Consider the following 19,314-nt stretch of genomic DNA (forward strand, 5'->3'; position numbering starts at 1 on the left):
AAAATCCCCCAACTGGTCAGGCAAACCAGCGTAGGCAACTGATTTCACTACCAATTTACGCTCCGAATCTGAATCTTTAGAATCATGAATCCTTCCGCTGCAAGCAGCGGCGTTTTTTTATGATTGTTTTTGGAGATTACGAGACGTCGCGAGGAGCATTCTCGGCTCAGATCAACGAAACATCCATGCACCCGTTCTAAAACACGAGCCTGTGGTCAATCGCCTAAATGAATCACAGACGCTCCTGTGATTCAGATTTCCAGTTGGACCGAATGCTCAGCCTTCTGCCACCGGTTTCATATGGAGACACCGAAGAACCAGTCGTGGCATTGGCAAGCAGTAGACCCGTCCCGCAACGTCGCGCGCGACTATCACCTCTGGGTTGAGACCGATCTGTTTGGCTGGACAACCGTTGAGCGGCGCTGGGGACGAATTGGTACAAAAGGGCAGGGGGTGACCACCAGCTTTCCGGACAGAAGACAGGCAGACACAATCGCACAGCAGATCCGGATCCGGCGCGAAAGCGCATTCAAGCGGATTGGTGTTCGCTACCAGGCAGTCGAGTGACTTCCCTCAACATTTAGGCGGCTCTTCAGAGCTGAACACTTCTCCATAAAACTCCCCAGTTTCGCCAAAGGGAGAGGGGGAAGGCCTGATGCGGTTCAGCATCAGGAGCAGACCGTGACCGACCTTTTTGAACAATCCAGCCAGAAGCTGGACGCAGCAATCACTGAAATCCAGCACGCCATCGCCACCGGAATAGCGAACAAGCAACGCCTGTTTGAGACGATGCGCCAACTCTACGGGGAGGGCTCCGCAAACGGCGCCTGGAGCCAGAGGGACGCTTTTGACCTGCTCGAGGCGGCATTGACGCGCCACATGGCCGGACTGCTGAGCAAACCTCAGATGCTGAACCAGATTTCGGAGATCAGCGCGCTCATCGAGGCACTGCCGACACATACGGTCAGAAGTGAAGACCAGATCAGGTACCAGCAATTCTCGACGCCCCCAGACCTCGCAGCGCTATCCGTGATTTTGGCGCAGCCACTCGCAACTGATATCGTTCTTGAACCGAGCGCCGGACATGGCGCTCTCGTGGCAACTTTGCCCGATGTCAGCGCATTGCATCTCAACGAAATCGATCCGCGCAGGCGTGAGAAGCTGGCTCTGCTGTTTCCCGAGGCAACCACCACAGGGATGGATGGAGCCATGCTGGCCTCCCATCTCGACGCGGCTGTGCAGCCAAGCCTCATCTTGATGAATCCGCCGTTCTCCCGGTCAATGGGACGAGGGGCAGACGAGTTCGCAGCGGTGCGTCACCTGCGCGCTGCCATAACGCGCCTCAGGCAAGGGGGACGGATCGTCGCGATCATGCCGGACTGGTTCACGACGAGCGCAAAGCTTGCGAAAATCTACGAAGACACCTTTGCCTCTTGCACGGTCCGCACATCCATCCGGCTCGATAAATGCTATCACAAACAAGGCACCAGCGTGGCCGTGCGCTTGTACGTGATCGACAAGATCCCGGGGCAAATCAGACCAGCAGTTTTGGCGCGGGAGACGGTTGCAGACGTCGCGTCTGCGGTCTCCATCATCAAGCGTGTCACAACCCAGCCCGACTGCGAACCGCGCGCGGTGCCGCCGAAAGCAAAGCCGGGTGCGCTCTTCAAAGCCATGCGGGCAACACCGATCACAAAACCCGTCAAAGCGAGGGCAGCCCAAGCCCCCAAGATCGAAGCATTGGCGTTCAGTACCTTGGACAAGCCGCGCGTGCTCGGTGAGCAAAGCGGGGTCTACATCCCGTACCGGCCAAGCCGGGTCGACATTGTTGGTGCACGCGAGCATCCGACGCCGCTCGTCGAAAGCGTGGCCATGGGATCAATCCCTGCTCCAATCCCGGATTATGTCCCGGCGCTGCAGGACCGGGTCCTGCAGGAAAGCCTGCTATCCGAGGCCCAGATCGAAACTGCCATCTATGCCGGGAACGCGTGGCAGCAGTATCTGCCTGGCCTGTTCGTTCCGGCTGAAGAAGGCGTTGGCCTGCAACTCGACGAGCATGGGCGCGCCTACCGCAAAGGCTATTTCCTTGGCGATGGCACGGGGGCAGGGAAGGGCAGGCAGATCGCCGCCTGCATCCTTGATGGCTGGCTTGCGGGACGCCGCAAGGCCATCTGGATCTCGAAGAACGAAAGCCTGCTCGAAGACGCGCGACGCGACTGGAGTGCCATCGGCGGCCTTGCTGCCGACATTCAGCCGCTTTCTAACTGGAAGATCGATCAGGCGGTTCCTTTCCGTGAAGGAATCCTGTTCGTCACCTACCCAACCCTTCGGAGCCAGCGTCAGGACGCTACGCGCCTGAAGCAGCTGCTCGACTGGGCGGGCGAGGATTTCGATGGTGTCATAGCCTTCGATGAGAGCCACGAGATGGGCGGTGTTGCAGGGGGCGAGGGCGCCCGGGGCACGAAAAGCGGATCGCTGCAGGGCATCGCCGGCGTGCTGCTGCAAAACAATCTGCCCGATGCCCGGGTTCTCTACGCTTCTGCGACCGGGGCCTCGGAGGTCAACAACCTTGCCTATGCCGTGCGGCTAGGTCTGTGGGGACCTGGCACCGCGTTTGCCAACAGAGAAGATTTCATCAGCCAGATCAGGGCAGGGGGCATCGCTGCGATGGAACTCGTGTCGCGGGACCTCAAGGCACTGGGCCTCTATCAGGCGCGCGCACTCAGCTTCGCAGGCGTCGAATACGACATCCTGAAACATGATCTGACAGCCGAACAGATCGCCGTTTACGACACTTATGCCGACGCCTGGGCGATCATCCATCAGAACCTTGAGGAGGCACTGGAGCTGACCGGCGTCGTCGACGAAATCGACGGAGCAACGCTCAACAGCGGTGCGAAAGCCGCAGCGCGGAGCCGGTTCGAAAGCACCAAGCAGCGGTTCTTCAACCAGCTGCTGCTGTCGATGAAGCTTCCCACGCTGATTGCTGCCATCAATCTCCATCTGGACCGCGATGAGGTGGTTGTCGTTCAACTGGTTTCGACCGCCGAAAGCATCCTCGATCGCCGTCTCGATAGCCTCTCGCCAGAAGAGCGCGCGGAGCTCGACCTCGATCTCAGCCCGCTCGACGCGGTGATTGAGTACCTTGAGCGCGCCTTCCCCACGCAACAGATGCAGGTATTCGTCGATGATACCGGCACCCAGCGCTCGGCACCGATGTTCGACGAAGAGGGCCGTCCAGTCCACAACCAGACTGCGATCGCCCGCCGCGGCGAGATGATCGAGCACCTGTGTGCCATGCCGCCGATCAAGCCTGCCCTGGACGGGATCATCGAGCACTATGGACCGGAGAAGGTCGCCGAGGTGACCGGACGCAGCAAGCGGCTCATAAACCAGAGCGACGGCCAGCAGCGGCTCGAGACCCGCTCGCCGCGGACGAACCAGTCCGAGACAGACCAGTTCATGGATGGCAGGAAGCCGATCCTAGTCTTCAGCGACGCGGGCGGCACCGGGCGATCGTACCATGCCAGCCTTGACGCAGCTTGCCAGAAGCGGCGAATCCACTTCCTGCTTGAGCCGGGATGGCGAGCAGACCGAGCCATCCAGGGGCTGGGCCGAACGCACCGGACCCATCAAGCCAACACACCGCTGTTCCGACCCGTGACCACGAACTGCAAGGGGGAACTGCGGTTCACAAGCACCATTGCGCGCAGGCTCGACAGCTTGGGGGCGCTGACGCGAGGCCAACGCCAGACTGGCGGCCAGAACCTCTTTGACCCTGCCGACAATCTCGAAAGCGAATATGCCAAGGCGGCTCTCTCGACCTGGTTTGCCTTGCTGGCGGACGGCAAGCTCAAGAGCGCAACGCTGATCGATTTCCAGCGCCGGAGCGGGCTCAAGATTGTCTCCGAAGATGGTGTTCTCGAAGAGGACCTTCCGCCAATCCAGCGTTGGCTCAACCGCATCCTTGCGCTGCCGATCGGAATGCAGAATGCGATCTTCGAAGAATTTCTGGGGTTGGTCGAAGCGCGGGTGTCGGCTGCGCGCGAGGCCGGTTCGCTCGATGTTGGCGTCGAGACCCTGCGGGTCGAACAGGCCGAGGTTGTCGAAGACATAGTCTTGCGGACCGACGAGCGAACCGGTGCCACGTCGCATTTGCTGCAGCTGGCTCTCAAGACGAGAGCACGGCCGATCTCCCTTGAGCGTGTCCTTGATCGCCGCGACTACGCTGACGGCTGCATTCTGCTCCAAAACACCAAGAGCGGGAAAGCAGCCCTGGCCGAACCTTCGCGGCACTTCATGACCGAACAGGGCGAATTAATCAGGCGGGTTATCCTCCACCGTCCGCTCCGGCGCGAATACCACCACTTCGATGACCTTGCGGAATCGGCCTGGGAAGAAGCTCCGCGCCGGACTTTCGAGAAGCTGTGGCAAAGCGAGGTTGCGGAGCTTGCCGAACGGCTAACGACAGAGACCGTGTACCTTGCGACCGGACTTCTCCTGCCGATCTGGTCGAGCCTGCCTATCGACTATCTGGAGGTTCGGCGGATCGTCGACGAGGAGGGCAGAAGCTGGCTCGGCCGCATGGTCCACGAACTCGATGTGGCGAAGCTGCTCGAGAAGTTCGACATTGCCTCCACCGTTGAACTAACCCCGGATACGATCATCAAGGCGCTCGGCGAAGGCCGGACAGTCCCTATCAAGCAGCCGTTCGAGGCGACCATCAGATGGTCGCGCGTGGCAGGCGAGCAGCGCTACGAAATCGTCAGGGCGCCTGTCGATCAGCTGCCTTGGCTCAAGAGCATCGGCTGTTTCACGGAAATCATCTCGTTTCGTACCCGGGCGTTTATTCCGATAGAGGCAGCGCCGTCTGTCATCAGAGCACTGTTTCGAGCATGTGGAGCAGCTATGCCGGAGCCATCGATGCCGACTTTCCCGGTTGAGCCCTAACGCCCCACGGTTTTCCTCTTGGTATGATCCATCTGTGCAGCATGGAATGGCGAGGAGTGGGACAATGCTGCCGTTCGACGTGCGCCGCTCAAACGGCAGGCTTCGCCGCAACCCGCCTTAGCTAGCGTGAGATGGGGCGGATGGGGGTCTGGGGCAAAAGGTTTCCGGCTCAGGTGTCAACACCGGGACAAAAAACGGGCCAGGCTGTCAAAACCGGTCGACAGTCGAGCACTGGCGCACTTCGGTGATTACCTCTGCGGTCGGGGATCCCCGCGTCCGAAGGCGTAGTCGCTAATCAGCGAGCCGCAGACACCGTTATTCCCGCTACATCATCTAGTGGCAGCTGTGCACCACAATGATGGCCGGCGGCCTCACCGACACGCTGGATCTGGCTTTGCTCCATACCACCTGCCCCCACGAGTTGCACAGTGGCAAGTGGTATGGCTAGCCGCTCATCCTTTAGGTTTCAGCGTCAAGGGAAGGCCGGCGAACATTATGACTGCCTCTTCAACCAATGCCGCTATTTCCTGATTGATGCGGCCCGCAACATCGCGAAACCTTCTGGCAAGGGCGTTGTCGGGTACAATGCCCAGACCCACTTCGTTGGCGACCAGAATGACCGGCCCCCGTGCGGCTGAAAGCGAGCGCGTCAGTCCTTCCGTAGCGGCAGCCGTATCGCGTTCCGCCAGCATCAGGTTCGAAGCCCACAGCGTCAGGCAATCGACCAGCACCACCGTCTCGGGCGTGCTATATACCGTGATCGCCTCCGCCAGTTCCAGGGGGGCCTCGACGGTTGACCAGCGCGGCCCACGATCGGCACGGTGCAGGGCAATCCGCTCGCGCATCTCGTCATCGAAGGCCTGGGCTGAGGCCAGATAGATCAGTTCACCCGCCAGGGCCTCTGCCCTGCCTTGCGCATAGCGGCTCTTGCCCGAACGCGCGCCGCCCAGCACCAGCAAGTGGGACAAGGCGCTGCTCATGCGCTGTCTCCCGCCGGGACGGAAGCGGGTCTCTCCGCCATGGCCAGCGCCACCAGCGCGTCAATATCGAGATGCTCCTCAAGCGCGGCTGCGATCTCGTCCAGCGCCGCCTCGACAGAGGCGCCATAGTCCACGCCCCCGGCTTCTACATCCATGCGCGACAGCAGCGCCCGGCGCAGCTCCGCATCAGCCAGCAGGCCGTGGACATAGGAACCAAACACCGTGCCGCCCGCATTTATCGCGCCATCGCGGCGGCCATCGGCGAAAACGGCGAAGGGCTGTTCCGTATCCGGCCCGTTGGTTTGCCCCATGTGCATTTCATATCCCTGGAATGGCGCGCCCATCGCCAGCCCGCTGACCGGACGCAACGCCTTGTGCGCGTGCAAGGTCGTTTCAACATCAAGCAGGCCAAGGCCGCTGGCAGCGCTGGCCGAACCTTCAAACCCATCGGGATCGGCGATGCTTTTGCCGAGCATCTGGTAACCACCGCAAAGCCCAAGGATCAGCCCGCCGCGCCGGTGATGCGCAAAAATATCGATGTCCCAGCCCTCTGCACGCAGAGCGGCCAGATCGGCGATTGTCGACTTTGACCCGGGCAGGATGATGAGTGCGGCCTCTGCCGGGATCGGCTGGCCGGGCGGAACCATGTGCAGGTCCACACCATGTTCGAGCTTCAGCGGATCGAGGTCATCGAAATTAGATATGCGCGGCAGGATCGGACAGGCGATCAGCTTGCGGCTTTCAGCCCGCGCCTTGCCGCTCTCCAGCACCACGGCATCCTCGCTGGGGAGCCGCGCCGCCGCGCTCAACCATGGGACAACGCCGAAGCCGCGCCAGCCTGAGAGGCTTTCGATCTGGGCGTAGCCATCGGCGAACAGGGCGGGATCCCCCCGAAACTTGTTGATGATGAAACCCTGGATCATCGCCGTGTCGGCGGGGTCGATGATCGTTCTCGTGCCAACGATGGCGGCAATGACTCCGCCGCGATCAATATCGCCGACCAGCACGACGGGCACGCCTGCCGCTCGCGCAAAGCCCATATTGGCGATGTCGCCAGCGCGCAGGTTGATTTCCGCAGGAGAGCCGGCACCCTCGACAACGACGATGTCGCACGCCCGGCGGAGCCGGTTATAGCTGGCCAGAACTTCGCCGAGCAGCGCGCCCCGTGCCTGCCGAAAATTGCCCGCGCCCAATGTGCCGCGCACCCGACCATGCACGATCAGTTGCGATGTGCGGTCGGCCTGCGGTTTCAGCAGCACCGGATTCATGTCGGTATGCGGCTCCACCTTGCAGGCGATTGCCTGCAAGGCCTGCGCCCGGCCGATCTCGCCGCCATCGCTGGTGACGGCAGCATTGTTCGACATGTTCTGCGGCTTGAACGGCAAGACCCGCAAACCCCGCTGCACCAGGGCGCGGCACAGCCCCGCCACCAGCACGGATTTGCCCACATCAGAGCCGGTGCCCTGAAGCATTATAGCGCCCATGCTGCACCTCCTGCAATACCGGCCGCCATGAACCACAGGCACAGACATGCACGGGCGTAGATGCCCAATCCGCGCCAAATATCCTCTGTCCGGGCCGGGCGGTCTCCCTCCCCAATCCAGAGCTTGTCCGAAAGAATCCCGTCATAAGCGATTGGCCCAGCCAGGCGCAGCCCCAGCGCCCCAGCCATCGCGGCCTCGGGCCAGCCCGCATTGGGCGAGGCGTGCCTGGACGCATCGCGCCACAATATCCGCCAGCCACCCCCGCCGCACAGGCAGATCAGCAATCCCGACAGGCGCGCTGGAATGAGGTTCATCGCATCGTCGGTGCGGGCCGCAGCCCAACCATAGGCGCGCCATCGCTCCTCGCGGTGCCCAATCATGCTGTCGGCGGTGTTGATCGCTTTATAGGCCCAGATACCGGGCAGCCCCAGCACCAGCAGCCAGAACAACGGCGCGACCACCCCGTCGCAGAAACTTTCCGCCAGACTCTCGATCGCCGCGCGGGCAACACCCGCGTCATCAAGCGCGGCTGTATCGCGGCCAACGATCATGCCGACTGTGGCGCGCGCGGCTGGCAGATCCTGCCGCTCCAGCGCATCGGCAACGAGGCGGACGTGGTCGTACAGGCTGCGCTGCGCCAGACCCGGCCAGGCCAGCACAGCGATCAGGGGCCAGGCCCAAGGCCCGGCGATTGCCACGAGCAGACTTTGCAGCACCCAGCCCGCACCGCCCGCCATACCCAGCAGGATCAGGACGGTGACCGCCCCGGCCATGCGCCGCTGTCCATCGGAACGCGAGGGGACATTCCAGCGCCGTTCCAGCGCGGCGATAATCCGCGCAAAGATGCCCACAGGATGGCCGATCCGGCGATACAGCGGCTGAGGCCAGCCCACTGCCGCGTCGAGCACCAAGGCCAGGAAAGCAGTCAGATCAATCATCAGCCAGCGCCGCATCAAGGCGATCCAGCGCCTGTCGGTCGGCGGGCAGGCCCAGGCGCAGCCAGCGCGGATCGTAATCGAACGGCCGCGTCAGGATGGAATGGCGCGCAAGGCGTTCGAACAGCGCGGCGGCATCGTCCGTTTCGATCAGCCGGAACAGCGGGCAAGCACCTATCGCGCTGTAGCCCCGCCGCGCCAGCACCGCGTCCAGCGCATCCGCCTGTTCACGCAAGGCCATCCGCATGGCGGCTGTCCAGTCCACATCCTGATATGCCGCTGTGCCGATGGCCAGCGCCGCTGCCGATAGCGGCCAACTGCCCAGCCGCTGCCGATATTGCGCGATCAGCGCGCGCGGTCCCAGCACAAAGCCGAGCCGCACCCCGGCCAGCCCGAAGAATTTGCCGAACGAGCGGAAGATAATCAGCCGCTGTCCGTCCTGCACATGGGCGGCAAGGCTGCTGTGCGGGGCGGCATCGGCAAAGGCTTCGTCCACGACCAGCCACGCTGCGCTGTCGCGCCGCGCCGCCAGCCAGCCAAGCAGGGTGGCAGGCGACATGATCCGGCCATCGGGGTTATTGGGATTGGCAAGGATGATGGTCGCCTCCTCCGTTCCGGTCAGCTCGGTCAGGGCTACGGGGCGGCTGCGGGGAATCATTTCGCCATGGGTGCGATAGCTGGGCTGGGCGTGGATGGCAGCGCCGGGCAGGATGTCACCCAGCATCCGCAGGCCGATCTCCGTGCCTGGTACGGCACAGACATGGGCTGGGTCAGTGCCGAAACAGGCGGCGGCAGCGGCCTCCAGATCGTTCAGCGCGCCGGTGTCGGGCAGCGCCTGCCAGTCCACTGCCAGATTGTCCGCGCCGGGCCAGCCATGCGGATTGATGCCGGTGGACAGGTCGATCCACGGCGCCTTGCCCATGCCGAACTGCGCCATGGCATCGGCCAACCTGCCGCCGTGAAAACTGAAGCTGTTCATGTCATGTGTATCCATAGGCCCGTGATTGCCACGCTCAGCAGCAAGCCGGTTTCGATCAACTCGATGCCTGCACCATGGCCATCGCCGGAAATCCCGCCCAACGCGCGGCGCACGTGCCACCCCCACCACAGAACGAGCAATGGTGTGACAAGCAGCGCCGGAGTGAACCACGCCGCCGCTGCCAGCGCGGCCGCCCAGCCCGCAAGATCGATCGGGCCGATGGCGGAACGGAATCGAGCCGCCAGCCCCTGATGCAGCGGCATCAGCCACCATGTCCACACCAGCGGGCCGATGCGCGCGGCAAACGGCACCAGTACCAGCGCGCCAAACGCCCGTGCATCCACCAGCATATCCAGCAGCACCAACTTGCTCAGCAGTTGGAGCACAATCGCGACAACGCCGAAGCTGCCGACATGGGGATCGGCCAGAACGGCCAGCAGCCGCTCGCGATCTTTATGCGCCGCGCCGCTGGCATCGGCGAGGTCGGCCAGGCCATCAAGGTGCAGCGCGCCGGTCACGCCCACCCAGACGATCAGTGCGGCTAATGCGCCCAGCCGGTGATCGACCAGCGCGCCTGCCCATGCGGCTCCCGCAACCGCTGCACCAATAACCAGGCCTACAGCGGGAAACCAGCGCATCGACCGGGCAAACGCGGCATCATCCACGACGATTGTCCGCAGTGGAGCTGGCATAGGCAGCCGCGTCAGGAATTGCAGGGCGATGATGAAGCCCCTCACGGATAAAGCCCCGCGATCTGTGCCGTGGGGGTTGCTCCGGGCCAGACGCGCAACGTCAGCAGGCAATTGTAGGGCAGGTCAACGGCCCACGTCTGGTGCATGTCAAACCCGCACAACACCGCCAGCGCCGCCCGCATCGCGCCTCCATGCGTGACGATCAGCGTCGGCCGCGCGGCCAGATCGCCAAGGGCGCTGGATACTCGTTCCACCAGCGCCGACCAGCGTTCTCCACCGGGCGGCGCATGGCCATCGGGATCGTCCCAGAACCGCGCCAGTGCCGCGCCTTCTACATCGCCGGGAGCCATCCCGTCCCATGCGCCAAAGTCCAGTTCGCGCCAGCGCGGATCGATTGACAGCGGCACACCGGTCGCAAGGGCAATGGCCTCGCCCGCCAAACGCGCCCGCGACAGGTCGGAAGCGATCAGCACTTCAGCCGCCAGATTCCGCGCCTGATCGGCGCAGGCCGCGATACCGGCGGCAATAGGCGGCGCATCGGTAAGACCAATCAGCCGCCCCGCGCCTTCCGGTTCACCGTGGCGCAGGAGATAAAGGGGAAAGCTGCTCACAGGCCGTCTGCCACCCCGGCCTGCGCAAAAGTGGCCATGCCGTTGTGCGTGGCCAGCGCTGCCCGGATTACCGACACGGCCAGCGCCGCGCCGCTGCCTTCGCCCAATCGCATCCCCAGCGACAGCAGGGGATCAAGGCCCAGATGCTCCAGCAAGCGGATATGCCCCGGTTCAGCCGAACAATGGCCCGCCAGACAATGATCGGTGATCGCCGGAACGGCGGCGGCCAGCGGCGCCAGTGCGGCGCAACTGATGAACCCGTCCAGCACCACCGGGATGCGCAGACGGCGCGCCTCCAGCACGGCCCCGGCAACGCCTGCGATTTCGCGCCCGCCCAACCGGCGCAGGATTTCAAACGGGGTGTCCGGCGCATCGGCATGAAAGGCCAGCGCCCGCTCTACCACGGCTACCTTGCGCGCAATTCCGCCCGCATCAACGCCCGTTCCCGGCCCGGCCCATTGCGCGGGACTGCCGCCATAACTGCGCGCGCAAAGCGCGGCGGCGGCGGTTGAATTGCCAATGCCCATTTCGCCAACGACCAGCAGGTGCAGCCCCGGCTCCACCACCGCCGCTCCGGCAGCAAGTGCAGCAAGGCACTCCGTCTCGTCCATTGCCGCAGCGATGGTGAAGTCCGCCGTGGGCCGGTCCAGATCGAGTGCGATGACCCGCAGATCAAGTCCGGCGGCCCCGGCCAGTGCGTTGATGGCGGCACCTCCGGCAGCGAAATTGCCGACCATCGCGGCAGTCACGCTGGCGGGAAAGGCGCTGACCCCGTGGACAACGAAGCCATGATTCCCGGCAAAGATCGCCGCGCGGCCCTGTTCGATCACCGGCTGCGCCGTGCCCTGCCATCCGGCCATAAACACCGCGATGTCTTCCAGTCGCCCCAGCGATCCGGCGGGCTTGGTCAGGCTGGCCTGCCGCGCCCGCGCAGCGGTGATGGCGTCCGCATCGGCCACAGGCAAACGCTCAAGCGCCGCTTCAAAGGCGGCAAGGGACGCAAACCGGCTCATTCCGCAACGAAGCCCTGCGGCGGGGTGCGGGTTATGAAATGCCCCTTCACGCCTTGCGGCCATTGCTTGAACGGCACCCGGCCATGTTCGCTGGCGGCATAGTGGACCGCATAGTCCAGAATGGCGGTGGCGGCGTCCTCGTCCGGCGTGAACCGGCCCAGAACATAGCCGACCTTGCCGGGCGCGCGCAGGTGGATTGTGCAGAAATCGGTGCAGGCGAACAGGCACGGCATCTCCTGCACCGCCACCCCGGCATAGCGCGCGTCGCTCTCCTGTACCTGTCGCAGCGCCGCCACCAGTTGCGCGCCGCCGCGCGTCCCGGCGGAGTCCTCACGCGCATCGGCGCTATGGCGGCAAGTGTTGCAGGCCACGATAGCGGGGCCGTCCTCCACGGGTATCAGCATGGTTTTCTGGTCCTTTGATTGAAAATCATCGTTCGAACACCCGGTCGCTCCACGGTTCACGCGGTTGCCAACCGTGCCGTTCCAGTTCGGGTGTGTCGGATGTGTCTGCCGGATAGCCAATGCACAGCAGCGCGATCAGCGACCAATGCGCGGGTACATCCAGCATGGCCTGAACCAAAGGCGGATCAACGATCGACACCCAGCCAAGGCCAATGCCGCGCAGCCGTGCCGCGAGCCAGAGATTGTGGATCGCCAGCACACAGGAATATCGCAGCATTTCAGGCATGGTGGCAATGCCAAGGCCGTGCCCCGCCTCGGGCAGTTCATCGCAGAACACCGCCATCAGTTCGGGCGCTTCACGCAAGCCGTGCAGCTTTAGCGACAGGTAGTGATCGTGCCGCGCCTGCCCGGCATAACGCTCCGCCGCTTGTGCACTTTGCCCATCGGCATGGGCGGCCAGCGCCTCGCGGATGTCAGGCGTCCGCACCCGCACAAATCGCCACGGCTGCGCATTGCCGACCGACGGCGCAAGCGAGGCACAGGCCAGCAGCGCGCGCATGTCCGCTTCGCCCACGGCGCGGCGGTCGAAATGCCGGACATCGCGCCGCCAGCGCAGCAATTGCATGAATTGCTCCGCAAATTCCGCGCCGAACACAGGCGGGACCGCGCTCAGAACTCGATCCCCGGTCAAAATTCAATGCCGGCCTGGGCCTTCACGCCGGAGCGGAATGGATGCTTGACCATGGTCATTTCGGTAACAAGGTCGGCCGCCTCGATCAGCGCCTCGGGGGCGTTGCGGCCTGTGACGATAACGTGCTTCATCATGTCGCGCGCGGTCAGCACCGCCACCACTTCATCGACCGGCAGATAATCATACCGCAGCACGATGTTCAGTTCGTCGGCCAGCACCATGTGATAGCTGGGATCGGCGATCATGCGCTTGACCTCGTCCCAGCCGGCGCGGGCGGCCGCGATATCGCGTGTGCGGTCCTGCGTGTCCCAGGTAAAACCCTCGCCCATCGGCTTGAATTCGACATTGTCGGGAAAGGCATCGAACACGGCCTTTTCACCCGTTTTCATCGCCCCTTTGACAAACTGGACCACCCCCACTTTCATGCCGTGGCCAATGGCGCGAACCACCATGCCCAGCGCCGCGCTGGTTTTGCCCTTGCCCTTGCCGGTGTGGACGATCAGCAGGCCCTGTTCGCGGGTCTTGCTGGCCATGATCTTGGCCTGCGCGGTCTGCTTCTTGCGCATCTTTTCGGCGTGGCGGGCATCGCCGCCTGCAACTTCTACTTGGTTTTCAGGTTCCATCGGCCAATTCCCTTCGCATGAGATAGACATCCATGATCCAGCCATGGCGCGCGCGCAGTTCCGCCCGGCGCAACGCGATCCGGGGACCGGCTTGCGCCAGGGGGCCCTGTTCCAGCGCCTCGTGCGCCATGCCCAGATAAGCGCCCCACCAGATGGTGATGCCTTGCGGTTGCAGCCCCTCGAACGCGCAACCGCTGTCAAGCATCACGACAATCGTGTCGGCTCCGGCAGGCCAGCCATGGGCGCGCAGCAGCCGCCCGGTGGTGATCGTCACCGGGCCGGCCAGCGGGTTCAACGGCATGGCATGGGCAGCGGTCAGCGCCTGAATACTGGTGATGCCCGGCACCACCCGCACGGCGATTTCCACCCCCGCGCTGCGCAGCCGGTCAGCAATGCGCAAGGTGCTGTCATACAGCGAGGGATCACCCCAGACGAGCAGCGCCAGCTTGCCACCGCCGGGCAAATGTTCGGCGATCTGCACCCGCCACGCATCGGCAATGGCATCATGCCAAGCGTTGACGTCATCCAGATAAGTGGCCCCATTGCCGCGCACTGGCAAGTCAAATTCCACAATCCGCGTTGGCCCCGTCAGCACCTGCGCGCAGATCTCCCGGCGCAGGTCGATCAGATCGGACTTGGCCTGCCCCTTGCGCGGCAACAGGATCAGGTCGGCACGGTTCATCGCCGCGACAGCCTGCGCTGTCAGGTGATCGGGGTTGCCAGTGCCGATACCGATCAGGTGGAGGTCGATCATTGGGCATCTCGGCACGAAGCGGGCGCGATCATGTGGAAATAGCTGCCGGTGACATGGCCGCGATGCGATCCGCTTTCGGCCACCGCCGCGCCTTCGGCATCGGTCACAAGCGCCAGCGGCGCGTCGCTCTGTTCGGCAATGGTTGAATAGTGGAACTCGTGCCCGCGCAGCCTGGTCCCGGCGGCAAGGCGCGATACCGGCACCAGCAGTTCGGCATGGCGATAGCCAAGGTGCATCTTGCGCTGGGCATGGCTGGTGACAAGCCCCAGCAGCCCGGCCATCCGGTGCCGTTCTCCGCTCTTGTCGATCAACCCCTGCCCCAGCACCATATAGCCGCCGCATTCGCCGTGCACGGGCCGCGTTTGCGCATGGCAGCGCAGGCCGGACAGGAATGTTGCAGCCGCCGCAATGGTCCCGGCGTGCAGTTCGGGATAGCCGCCGGGCAACCACACCAGATCGGCATGGGCGGCAGGCGCTTCATCGGCCAGCGGCGAGAATGGCAGGATCTCCGCCCCGGCGCGCCGCCAGCCTTCGATCAGATGCGGGTAGACGAACGAAAAGGCCGCATCGCGCGCCATGGCGATCCGCTGGGCCGGAGGGGCAGGCAGGTTGCCGCCGTCGGCTTGTGGTGCGGCACCAGCGGCAAGGCGAATAACGTCAAGATCGACATGGGCGCGCAGGAACGCTGCAAACTCGGCAATCGCGCGATCAAGGTCGGGATGCTCCACCGCCTGAACCAGCCCCAGATGGCGTTCGGGCAGGGTCAGGTCGCCGCGCCTTGGCAGGGCGCCCAGCACCGGAATGCCCACCGCCTCCATGCCCTTGCGCACCAGCCGTTCATGACGCGGACTGGCCACGCGGTTCAGGATCACCCCGGCAAATGGCAGCCCCGGATCAAGGCTGCTGAACCCCAGCGCGGTGGCGGCGGCGGACTGCGCCTGCCCCGACACATCCAGCACCAGCACGATCGGCCAGCCCATCCGGCGGGCCATGTCGGCGCTGGCACCATTGCCCGACGCACCCTTGCTGGCCACGCCATCGAACAACCCCATCGACCCTTCGGCCAGCACCATGTCCGCGCCCCCGGCCTGCGCCGCAATGGCAGCGATCAGATCGTCCTCCATCGCCCAGCTATCGAGATTGAACGACGGCCTGCCACTCGCCGCGCGGTGAAACGCCGGGTCGATATAGTCCGGCCCGCTCTTGAACGGCTGCACCGCCAGCCCGTCTTCGGTCAGGGCGCGCAGCAGGCCCAGCATCACCGTGGTCTTGCCTGTGCCCGATGCGGGGGCGGCGATCATCAATCCCGGAGTCTGGTGGCGCGCGCTCATTCGGCCGCACCGCCAAAACGTGACGTGGCATCCTGCGGCCTGAACCGGCGATCATAACCGGGCGCATAGAGGCTGCTTTCGGCAAAATCCTGCGCCGCCAGCACCCGCCCGACCAGGATCAGGGCGGTGCGCTCCATGCTCCCGGCGATGGCCTGTTCAATAGTGTCGAGCGTGGCGCGCACGATCCGCTGATCGGGCCAACTGGCGCGCCAGACCACCGCGACGGGGCAATCCGCGCCATAGGCCGGCGTCAGGTCCGCCACCACTTGCGCCAGATTGTGAACCGAAAGGTGAATGGCCAGCGTCGCGCCGGTCACGGCAAAGTTGGCCAGGCTTTCGGCGGGCGGCATCGTGCTGGCGCGGCCCGGTGTGCGGGTCAGCACCAGCGATTGCGCCAGCGCGGGCAGGGTCAGCTCTGCCTCCAGCGCAGCGGCGGCGGCGGCGAAAGCCGGGACGCCGGGTGTGATCGTAAAGGGAATGTCCAGCGCGCGCAGGCGGCGCAACTGCTCGCCCATGGCAGACCACACCGAAAGATCGCCCGAATGCAGCCGCGCCACATCGTGCCCGGCGGCATGGGCGGCGGCGATTTCGGCCATGATCTGGTCCAGTTCCAGCGGCGCGGTGTTCACGATCCGGGCGCCCGGCGGGCAATGATCCAGCACGGCGACCGGGATCAGCGACCCGGCATAAAGGCACACCGGGCTGCCCGCGATCAGATCGCGTCCGCGCAAAGTGAGAAGATCGGGCGCGCCGGGACCGGCGCCAATGAAGTGGACGGTCATGTCGGGGTTCCCTGAAGGTTGACACTGGCAGCAATGGCGCACGTCGCCATGCGATCGGGGGAGATGTGGCGCGGCGACAGCAGGCGCGCACCCGCGCCAGCAGCGGCAAGCGCGGACGCTTCGGCCACGCTGCCGACGTGACGAGCGTTCAGGCTGGCGATGGAGCGCGTGGGGGTGGAAACGGCAGCCAGTGCATCGGACGCCACGCCCATCAGCGGCAGGCCCAGCGCTTCGGCCAGAGGGAGCAGCGCTGCGAGCTTGTCTTGCGCCGTGGCCAGATGCGTCACCGGCGGTTGCCCCTGCTCCGCCAGCGCGAACGCCGCGCGCAGCGAAGGCAGGCCGACGCCTGACCGAAAGCCGAACCCGGCGATGATCACAGCGTCACGCTCCATTGCACCACCGGATAGCGCGCGCGCCAGCCGTGCCGGTTGCCCAGCGGTGCGGCGTCGGCCAGTTCGATGCGCAGGAGGCTCCCGCCCTTCTGGCCATGCCACCGGGCTAGCAGCGCTTCTGATTCCAGCGTCACCGCATTGGTCACCAGCCGCGTTCCGGCGGGCAAACGTGCCCATAGCGTGTCCAGCAAGGCTTCCGATAAACCACCGCCGATGAACACCGCATCGGGCAATGGTCCCGGTGGCAGGGCATCCGGCGCAATCCCGACGACAACTTTCAGCCGATCAACGCCCAGCGCAGCGGCGTTGGCCCGCACACGGTCCGCGCGCACCGGATCCGCCTCTATCGCACAGGCCCGGTTGGCCAGGTGGGCCAGCAGCCATTCGATCCCGATCGATCCCGATCCCGCGCCAATATCCCACAGCAGCTCACCCGCACACGGGGCCAGCGCCGATAGCGTCAGCGCGCGTACCGGACGCTTGGTCAACTGCCCGTCGGACGCAAACCAGTGGTCCGGTCGGCCCGCCGTCAGCGGCAAGGACGGGCCATGCCCGGCACACTCGATCCCGGCCGCTACCGGATGGGCGATGTCGGTGAAAGACAGCCCCTCGGCGCGCGCGGTGCGAACCCGTTCGCGCGGCCCGCCCAGCGCTTCCATCACATGCAACGCTGACGCGCCAAAGCCTTGGCCGGTCAGATAGTCCGCCAGCGCGGCCACCGCCGCGCCATCGCGCAACAGTGCAATGACGCGCCGCCCTGGTGCCAGGTGGGGCTTGAGCCGATCTAACGGCGCGGCATGGAGACCAAGACAGGCCACATCCTGAACCGGCCAGCCCAGCCGCGCAACCGCCAGCGTGAAAGTGGAAGGCGCGGGGATCGCCACCCATTCGCCCGGATCAAGCAGGCGCGCCACACTGCTTCCCGCCCCGAACCAGAACGGATCGCCCGATGCCAGCATCACCACCCGCTGCCCGCGATGTTGCATCAGCAGGGCAATGCCATCGGCAAAGGGTACTGGCCATTCGATCATGGTACAGGTAATCGCGGGCAGCAGCGACAGGTGCCGTGCCGGTCCCATGACCAGTCCGGCCTGCGCCAGCGCCGTGCGGGCGGCGGCGGAAAGGCCGTCCGGCCCGTCCTCGCCAATGCCGATGATCGTCAACCACGCTTCAGGAGCCATATCAGCCATGCCCAACGTCCTCCTGCTGGGCGGCACGACAGAGGCCAGCGCGCTTGCCCGCCTGCTTGGCGCGCGGGGCATTGCGACGACGCTCAGCTATGCCGGACGGACCGAAAACCCCCGCGCTCAACCGGTGCCGGTGCGTGTCGGCGGGTTCGGCGGTGTGGCGGGGCTGGCCGATTATCTGCGCCACCACCGCGTGACTCATCTGGTGGACGCGACCCACCCCTTTGCCGCAACGATGAGCAGCCATGCCGTGGAGGCGGCCCGCCTGGCCGGAGTGCCTCATGTAGCGCTGACCCGCCGGGCGTGGCAACCGGTCGCCGGAGACCGCTGGACCCGCGTTGCCAGCATCGACGGTGCGGTGGCAGCGCTGGCCGGGCACTCCCGCCGCGTAATGCTGGCGCTGGGCCGGATGCATGTGGCAGCCTTCGCTGCCCAGCCGCAGCATCATTATCTGTTGCGCTTTGTCGATGCGCCAGACCAGCCGCCGGGCTTGCCCCATCACACCCTGATCGTCGATCGCGGGCCGTTCACCGCCACAGGCGACAGCGCATTGATGGAGGCGCACGCCATCGATCTGGTGGTGTGCAAGAACGCTGGCGGGCAAGGCGCAGAGGCCAAGCTGATCGCCGCACGGGATCTGGGCCTGCCGGTCCTGATGATTGATCGCCCTGCCGTTCCGGGCCGGGCCGAATGCTATCGCCCGGAAGATGTACTGGTCTGGCTGGGTCATGACGCCGAACCCAAGGCCGAACGCGACGTGTAGAGGATCGGACCGAGCTTTCGCCCACTTGTCCGTTCGATGATCCGCGTCAGGCTTGATCCGACGATCACCATGGTCCGCATGTCGGCCATGTCTGCACGGGCCTGACCCAGCGGTACGATCCGCAATTGCTCGTCGGGCGTCGATACGGCGCGGGCGAACAAGATCGGGCGATCCGGGCCGCACACTTCGCGCAGCAATTCCAGCACACGTTCGAAACCTTCGGGCCGGGCTTTTGACCTCGGGTTGTAGAAGGCCATGGCAAAGTCCGCCTCTGCCGCCAGCCGCAACCGTTTTTCGATCAAATTCCACGGCTTGAGATTGTCCGACAGATTGATCGCGCAAAAATCATGACCCAGCGGCGCCCCCGCCCGCGCGCTGGCGGCCAGCATCGCGGTGATGCCGGGCAGCACCCGGATGTCGAGATCGCGCCAGTGGGCCGGGCCTGCCTCCAGCGCCTCGAACACGGCGGCGGCCATCGCGAAAACGCCCGGATCGCCCGATGATACCACCACCACGCGCCGCCCCTGCGCCGCGAGTTCCAGCGCATGGGCGGCCCGGTCCAGCTCCACCCGGTTATCGGACGGATGCAGTGTCAGCCCGGCGCGCGGGGCGATCCGGGCGACATAGGGAATATAGCCGATGACATCGCTTGCCCCGGCCAGAGCGGCGGTGACTTCGGGCGTAATCAGCGCCTCGTCGCCCGGCCCCAGACCGGCGATGGCCAGCCAGCCGCTCATGGCCCC

The 19,314-nt window shown here is 65.0% G+C and carries 19 protein-coding genes; 3 read left to right on the top strand and 16 right to left on the bottom strand.

The genetic code is table 11. The features are described 5' to 3' along the window. Positions 1–300 precede the first annotated feature (300 nt). Positions 301–567: a WGR domain-containing protein gene (locus B9A23_RS18865; RefSeq protein WP_084280716.1), complete on the top strand. Its 267-nt coding sequence runs from the start codon at positions 301–303 to the stop codon at positions 565–567. Between the two features lie 114 nt (positions 568–681). Beyond that, the gene (locus B9A23_RS18870) at positions 682–4,950 is read left to right on the top strand and encodes a strawberry notch family protein (protein WP_368655947.1); all 4,269 of its coding nucleotides are present in this window, start codon (positions 682–684) and stop codon (positions 4,948–4,950) included. Between the two features lie 452 nt (positions 4,951–5,402). Here B9A23_RS18870 and cobU read toward each other — a convergent pair whose 3' ends face one another. The 15 genes from cobU to B9A23_RS18945 are packed head-to-tail and all read right to left on the bottom strand — an operon-like array spanning position 5,403 to position 17,811. Then, entirely contained in the window at positions 5,403–5,930 is a 528-nt protein-coding gene (cobU, locus tag B9A23_RS18875; RefSeq protein ID WP_011443984.1) for a bifunctional adenosylcobinamide kinase/adenosylcobinamide-phosphate guanylyltransferase, read from the bottom strand. Beyond that, entirely contained in the window at positions 5,927–7,414 is a 1,488-nt protein-coding gene (locus B9A23_RS18880; RefSeq protein WP_041549915.1) for a cobyric acid synthase, read from the bottom strand. Before B9A23_RS18880 ends, cobU begins: the two co-directional genes overlap by 4 nt. Next, positions 7,402–8,352 carry an adenosylcobinamide-phosphate synthase CbiB gene (gene cbiB, locus B9A23_RS18885; protein ID WP_011443986.1) on the bottom strand — a complete coding sequence of 317 codons (951 nt, stop codon included), beginning with the start codon at positions 8,350–8,352 and terminating at the stop codon, positions 7,402–7,404. The genes B9A23_RS18880 and cbiB overlap by 13 nt, the downstream gene beginning before the upstream one ends. Beyond that, complete coding sequence (gene cobD, locus B9A23_RS18890; protein WP_011443987.1) at positions 8,345–9,328, bottom strand: threonine-phosphate decarboxylase CobD; 984 nt, start codon at positions 9,326–9,328, stop codon at positions 8,345–8,347. The genes cbiB and cobD overlap by 8 nt, the downstream gene beginning before the upstream one ends. Then, on the bottom strand, positions 9,325–10,065 hold the full coding sequence (locus B9A23_RS18895; protein WP_084280718.1) for an adenosylcobinamide-GDP ribazoletransferase: 741 nt from the start codon (positions 10,063–10,065) through the stop codon (positions 9,325–9,327). Before B9A23_RS18895 ends, cobD begins: the two co-directional genes overlap by 4 nt. Continuing rightward, positions 10,062–10,631: a histidine phosphatase family protein gene (locus tag B9A23_RS18900; RefSeq protein ID WP_011443989.1), complete on the bottom strand. Its 570-nt coding sequence runs from the start codon at positions 10,629–10,631 to the stop codon at positions 10,062–10,064. Before B9A23_RS18900 ends, B9A23_RS18895 begins: the two co-directional genes overlap by 4 nt. After that, the gene (cobT, locus tag B9A23_RS18905) at positions 10,628–11,644 is read right to left on the bottom strand and encodes a nicotinate-nucleotide--dimethylbenzimidazole phosphoribosyltransferase (protein WP_011443990.1); all 1,017 of its coding nucleotides are present in this window, start codon (positions 11,642–11,644) and stop codon (positions 10,628–10,630) included. The genes B9A23_RS18900 and cobT overlap by 4 nt, the downstream gene beginning before the upstream one ends. After that, entirely contained in the window at positions 11,641–12,048 is a 408-nt protein-coding gene (locus tag B9A23_RS18910) for a DUF1636 domain-containing protein (protein ID WP_011443991.1), read from the bottom strand. The genes cobT and B9A23_RS18910 overlap by 4 nt, the downstream gene beginning before the upstream one ends. A gap of 25 nt (positions 12,049–12,073) precedes the next feature. Further along, positions 12,074–12,703 (bottom strand): 5,6-dimethylbenzimidazole synthase, encoded by a 630-nt coding sequence (bluB, locus tag B9A23_RS18915; RefSeq protein ID WP_041549918.1) that lies wholly within the window; start codon positions 12,701–12,703, stop codon positions 12,074–12,076. A 32-nt stretch (positions 12,704–12,735) separates the two neighbouring features. Then, positions 12,736–13,362 (bottom strand): cob(I)yrinic acid a,c-diamide adenosyltransferase, encoded by a 627-nt coding sequence (gene cobO / locus B9A23_RS18920; protein WP_011443993.1) that lies wholly within the window; start codon positions 13,360–13,362, stop codon positions 12,736–12,738. After that, positions 13,352–14,116, bottom strand: coding sequence for a precorrin-6A synthase (deacetylating) (gene cobF, locus B9A23_RS18925; protein ID WP_011443994.1), 765 nt, complete (start codon positions 14,114–14,116; stop codon positions 13,352–13,354). Before cobF ends, cobO begins: the two co-directional genes overlap by 11 nt. Further along, positions 14,113–15,447: a cobyrinate a,c-diamide synthase gene (locus tag B9A23_RS18930; protein WP_011443995.1), complete on the bottom strand. Its 1,335-nt coding sequence runs from the start codon at positions 15,445–15,447 to the stop codon at positions 14,113–14,115. Before B9A23_RS18930 ends, cobF begins: the two co-directional genes overlap by 4 nt. Then, entirely contained in the window at positions 15,444–16,229 is a 786-nt protein-coding gene (gene cobM, locus B9A23_RS18935; protein ID WP_011443996.1) for a precorrin-4 C(11)-methyltransferase, read from the bottom strand. The genes B9A23_RS18930 and cobM overlap by 4 nt, the downstream gene beginning before the upstream one ends. Next, positions 16,226–16,621: a cobalamin biosynthesis protein gene (locus tag B9A23_RS18940; protein WP_230190274.1), complete on the bottom strand. Its 396-nt coding sequence runs from the start codon at positions 16,619–16,621 to the stop codon at positions 16,226–16,228. Before B9A23_RS18940 ends, cobM begins: the two co-directional genes overlap by 4 nt. Further along, a complete protein-coding gene (locus B9A23_RS18945) occupies positions 16,603–17,811 on the bottom strand; it encodes a bifunctional cobalt-precorrin-7 (C(5))-methyltransferase/cobalt-precorrin-6B (C(15))-methyltransferase (protein WP_041549920.1) in 1,209 nt (402 codons plus the stop codon). Before B9A23_RS18945 ends, B9A23_RS18940 begins: the two co-directional genes overlap by 19 nt. Between B9A23_RS18945 and B9A23_RS18950 the strand changes: the two genes are divergently transcribed. Beyond that, positions 17,810–18,571 carry a cobalt-precorrin-6A reductase gene (locus B9A23_RS18950; RefSeq protein ID WP_011443999.1) on the top strand — a complete coding sequence of 254 codons (762 nt, stop codon included), beginning with the start codon at positions 17,810–17,812 and terminating at the stop codon, positions 18,569–18,571. The genes B9A23_RS18945 and B9A23_RS18950 overlap by 2 nt on opposite strands. On the opposite strand, the gene cobJ is transcribed toward B9A23_RS18950, so the two are convergent. After that, entirely contained in the window at positions 18,535–19,308 is a 774-nt protein-coding gene (cobJ, locus tag B9A23_RS18955; protein WP_041549922.1) for a precorrin-3B C(17)-methyltransferase, read from the bottom strand. The two genes, B9A23_RS18950 and cobJ, sit on opposite strands and share 37 nt — an antisense overlap. Positions 19,309–19,314: the final 6 nt, after the last annotated feature.

It is taken from the genome of Novosphingobium sp. B1, assembly GCF_900176395.1.
Lineage (GTDB): Bacteria > Pseudomonadota > Alphaproteobacteria > Sphingomonadales > Sphingomonadaceae > Novosphingobium.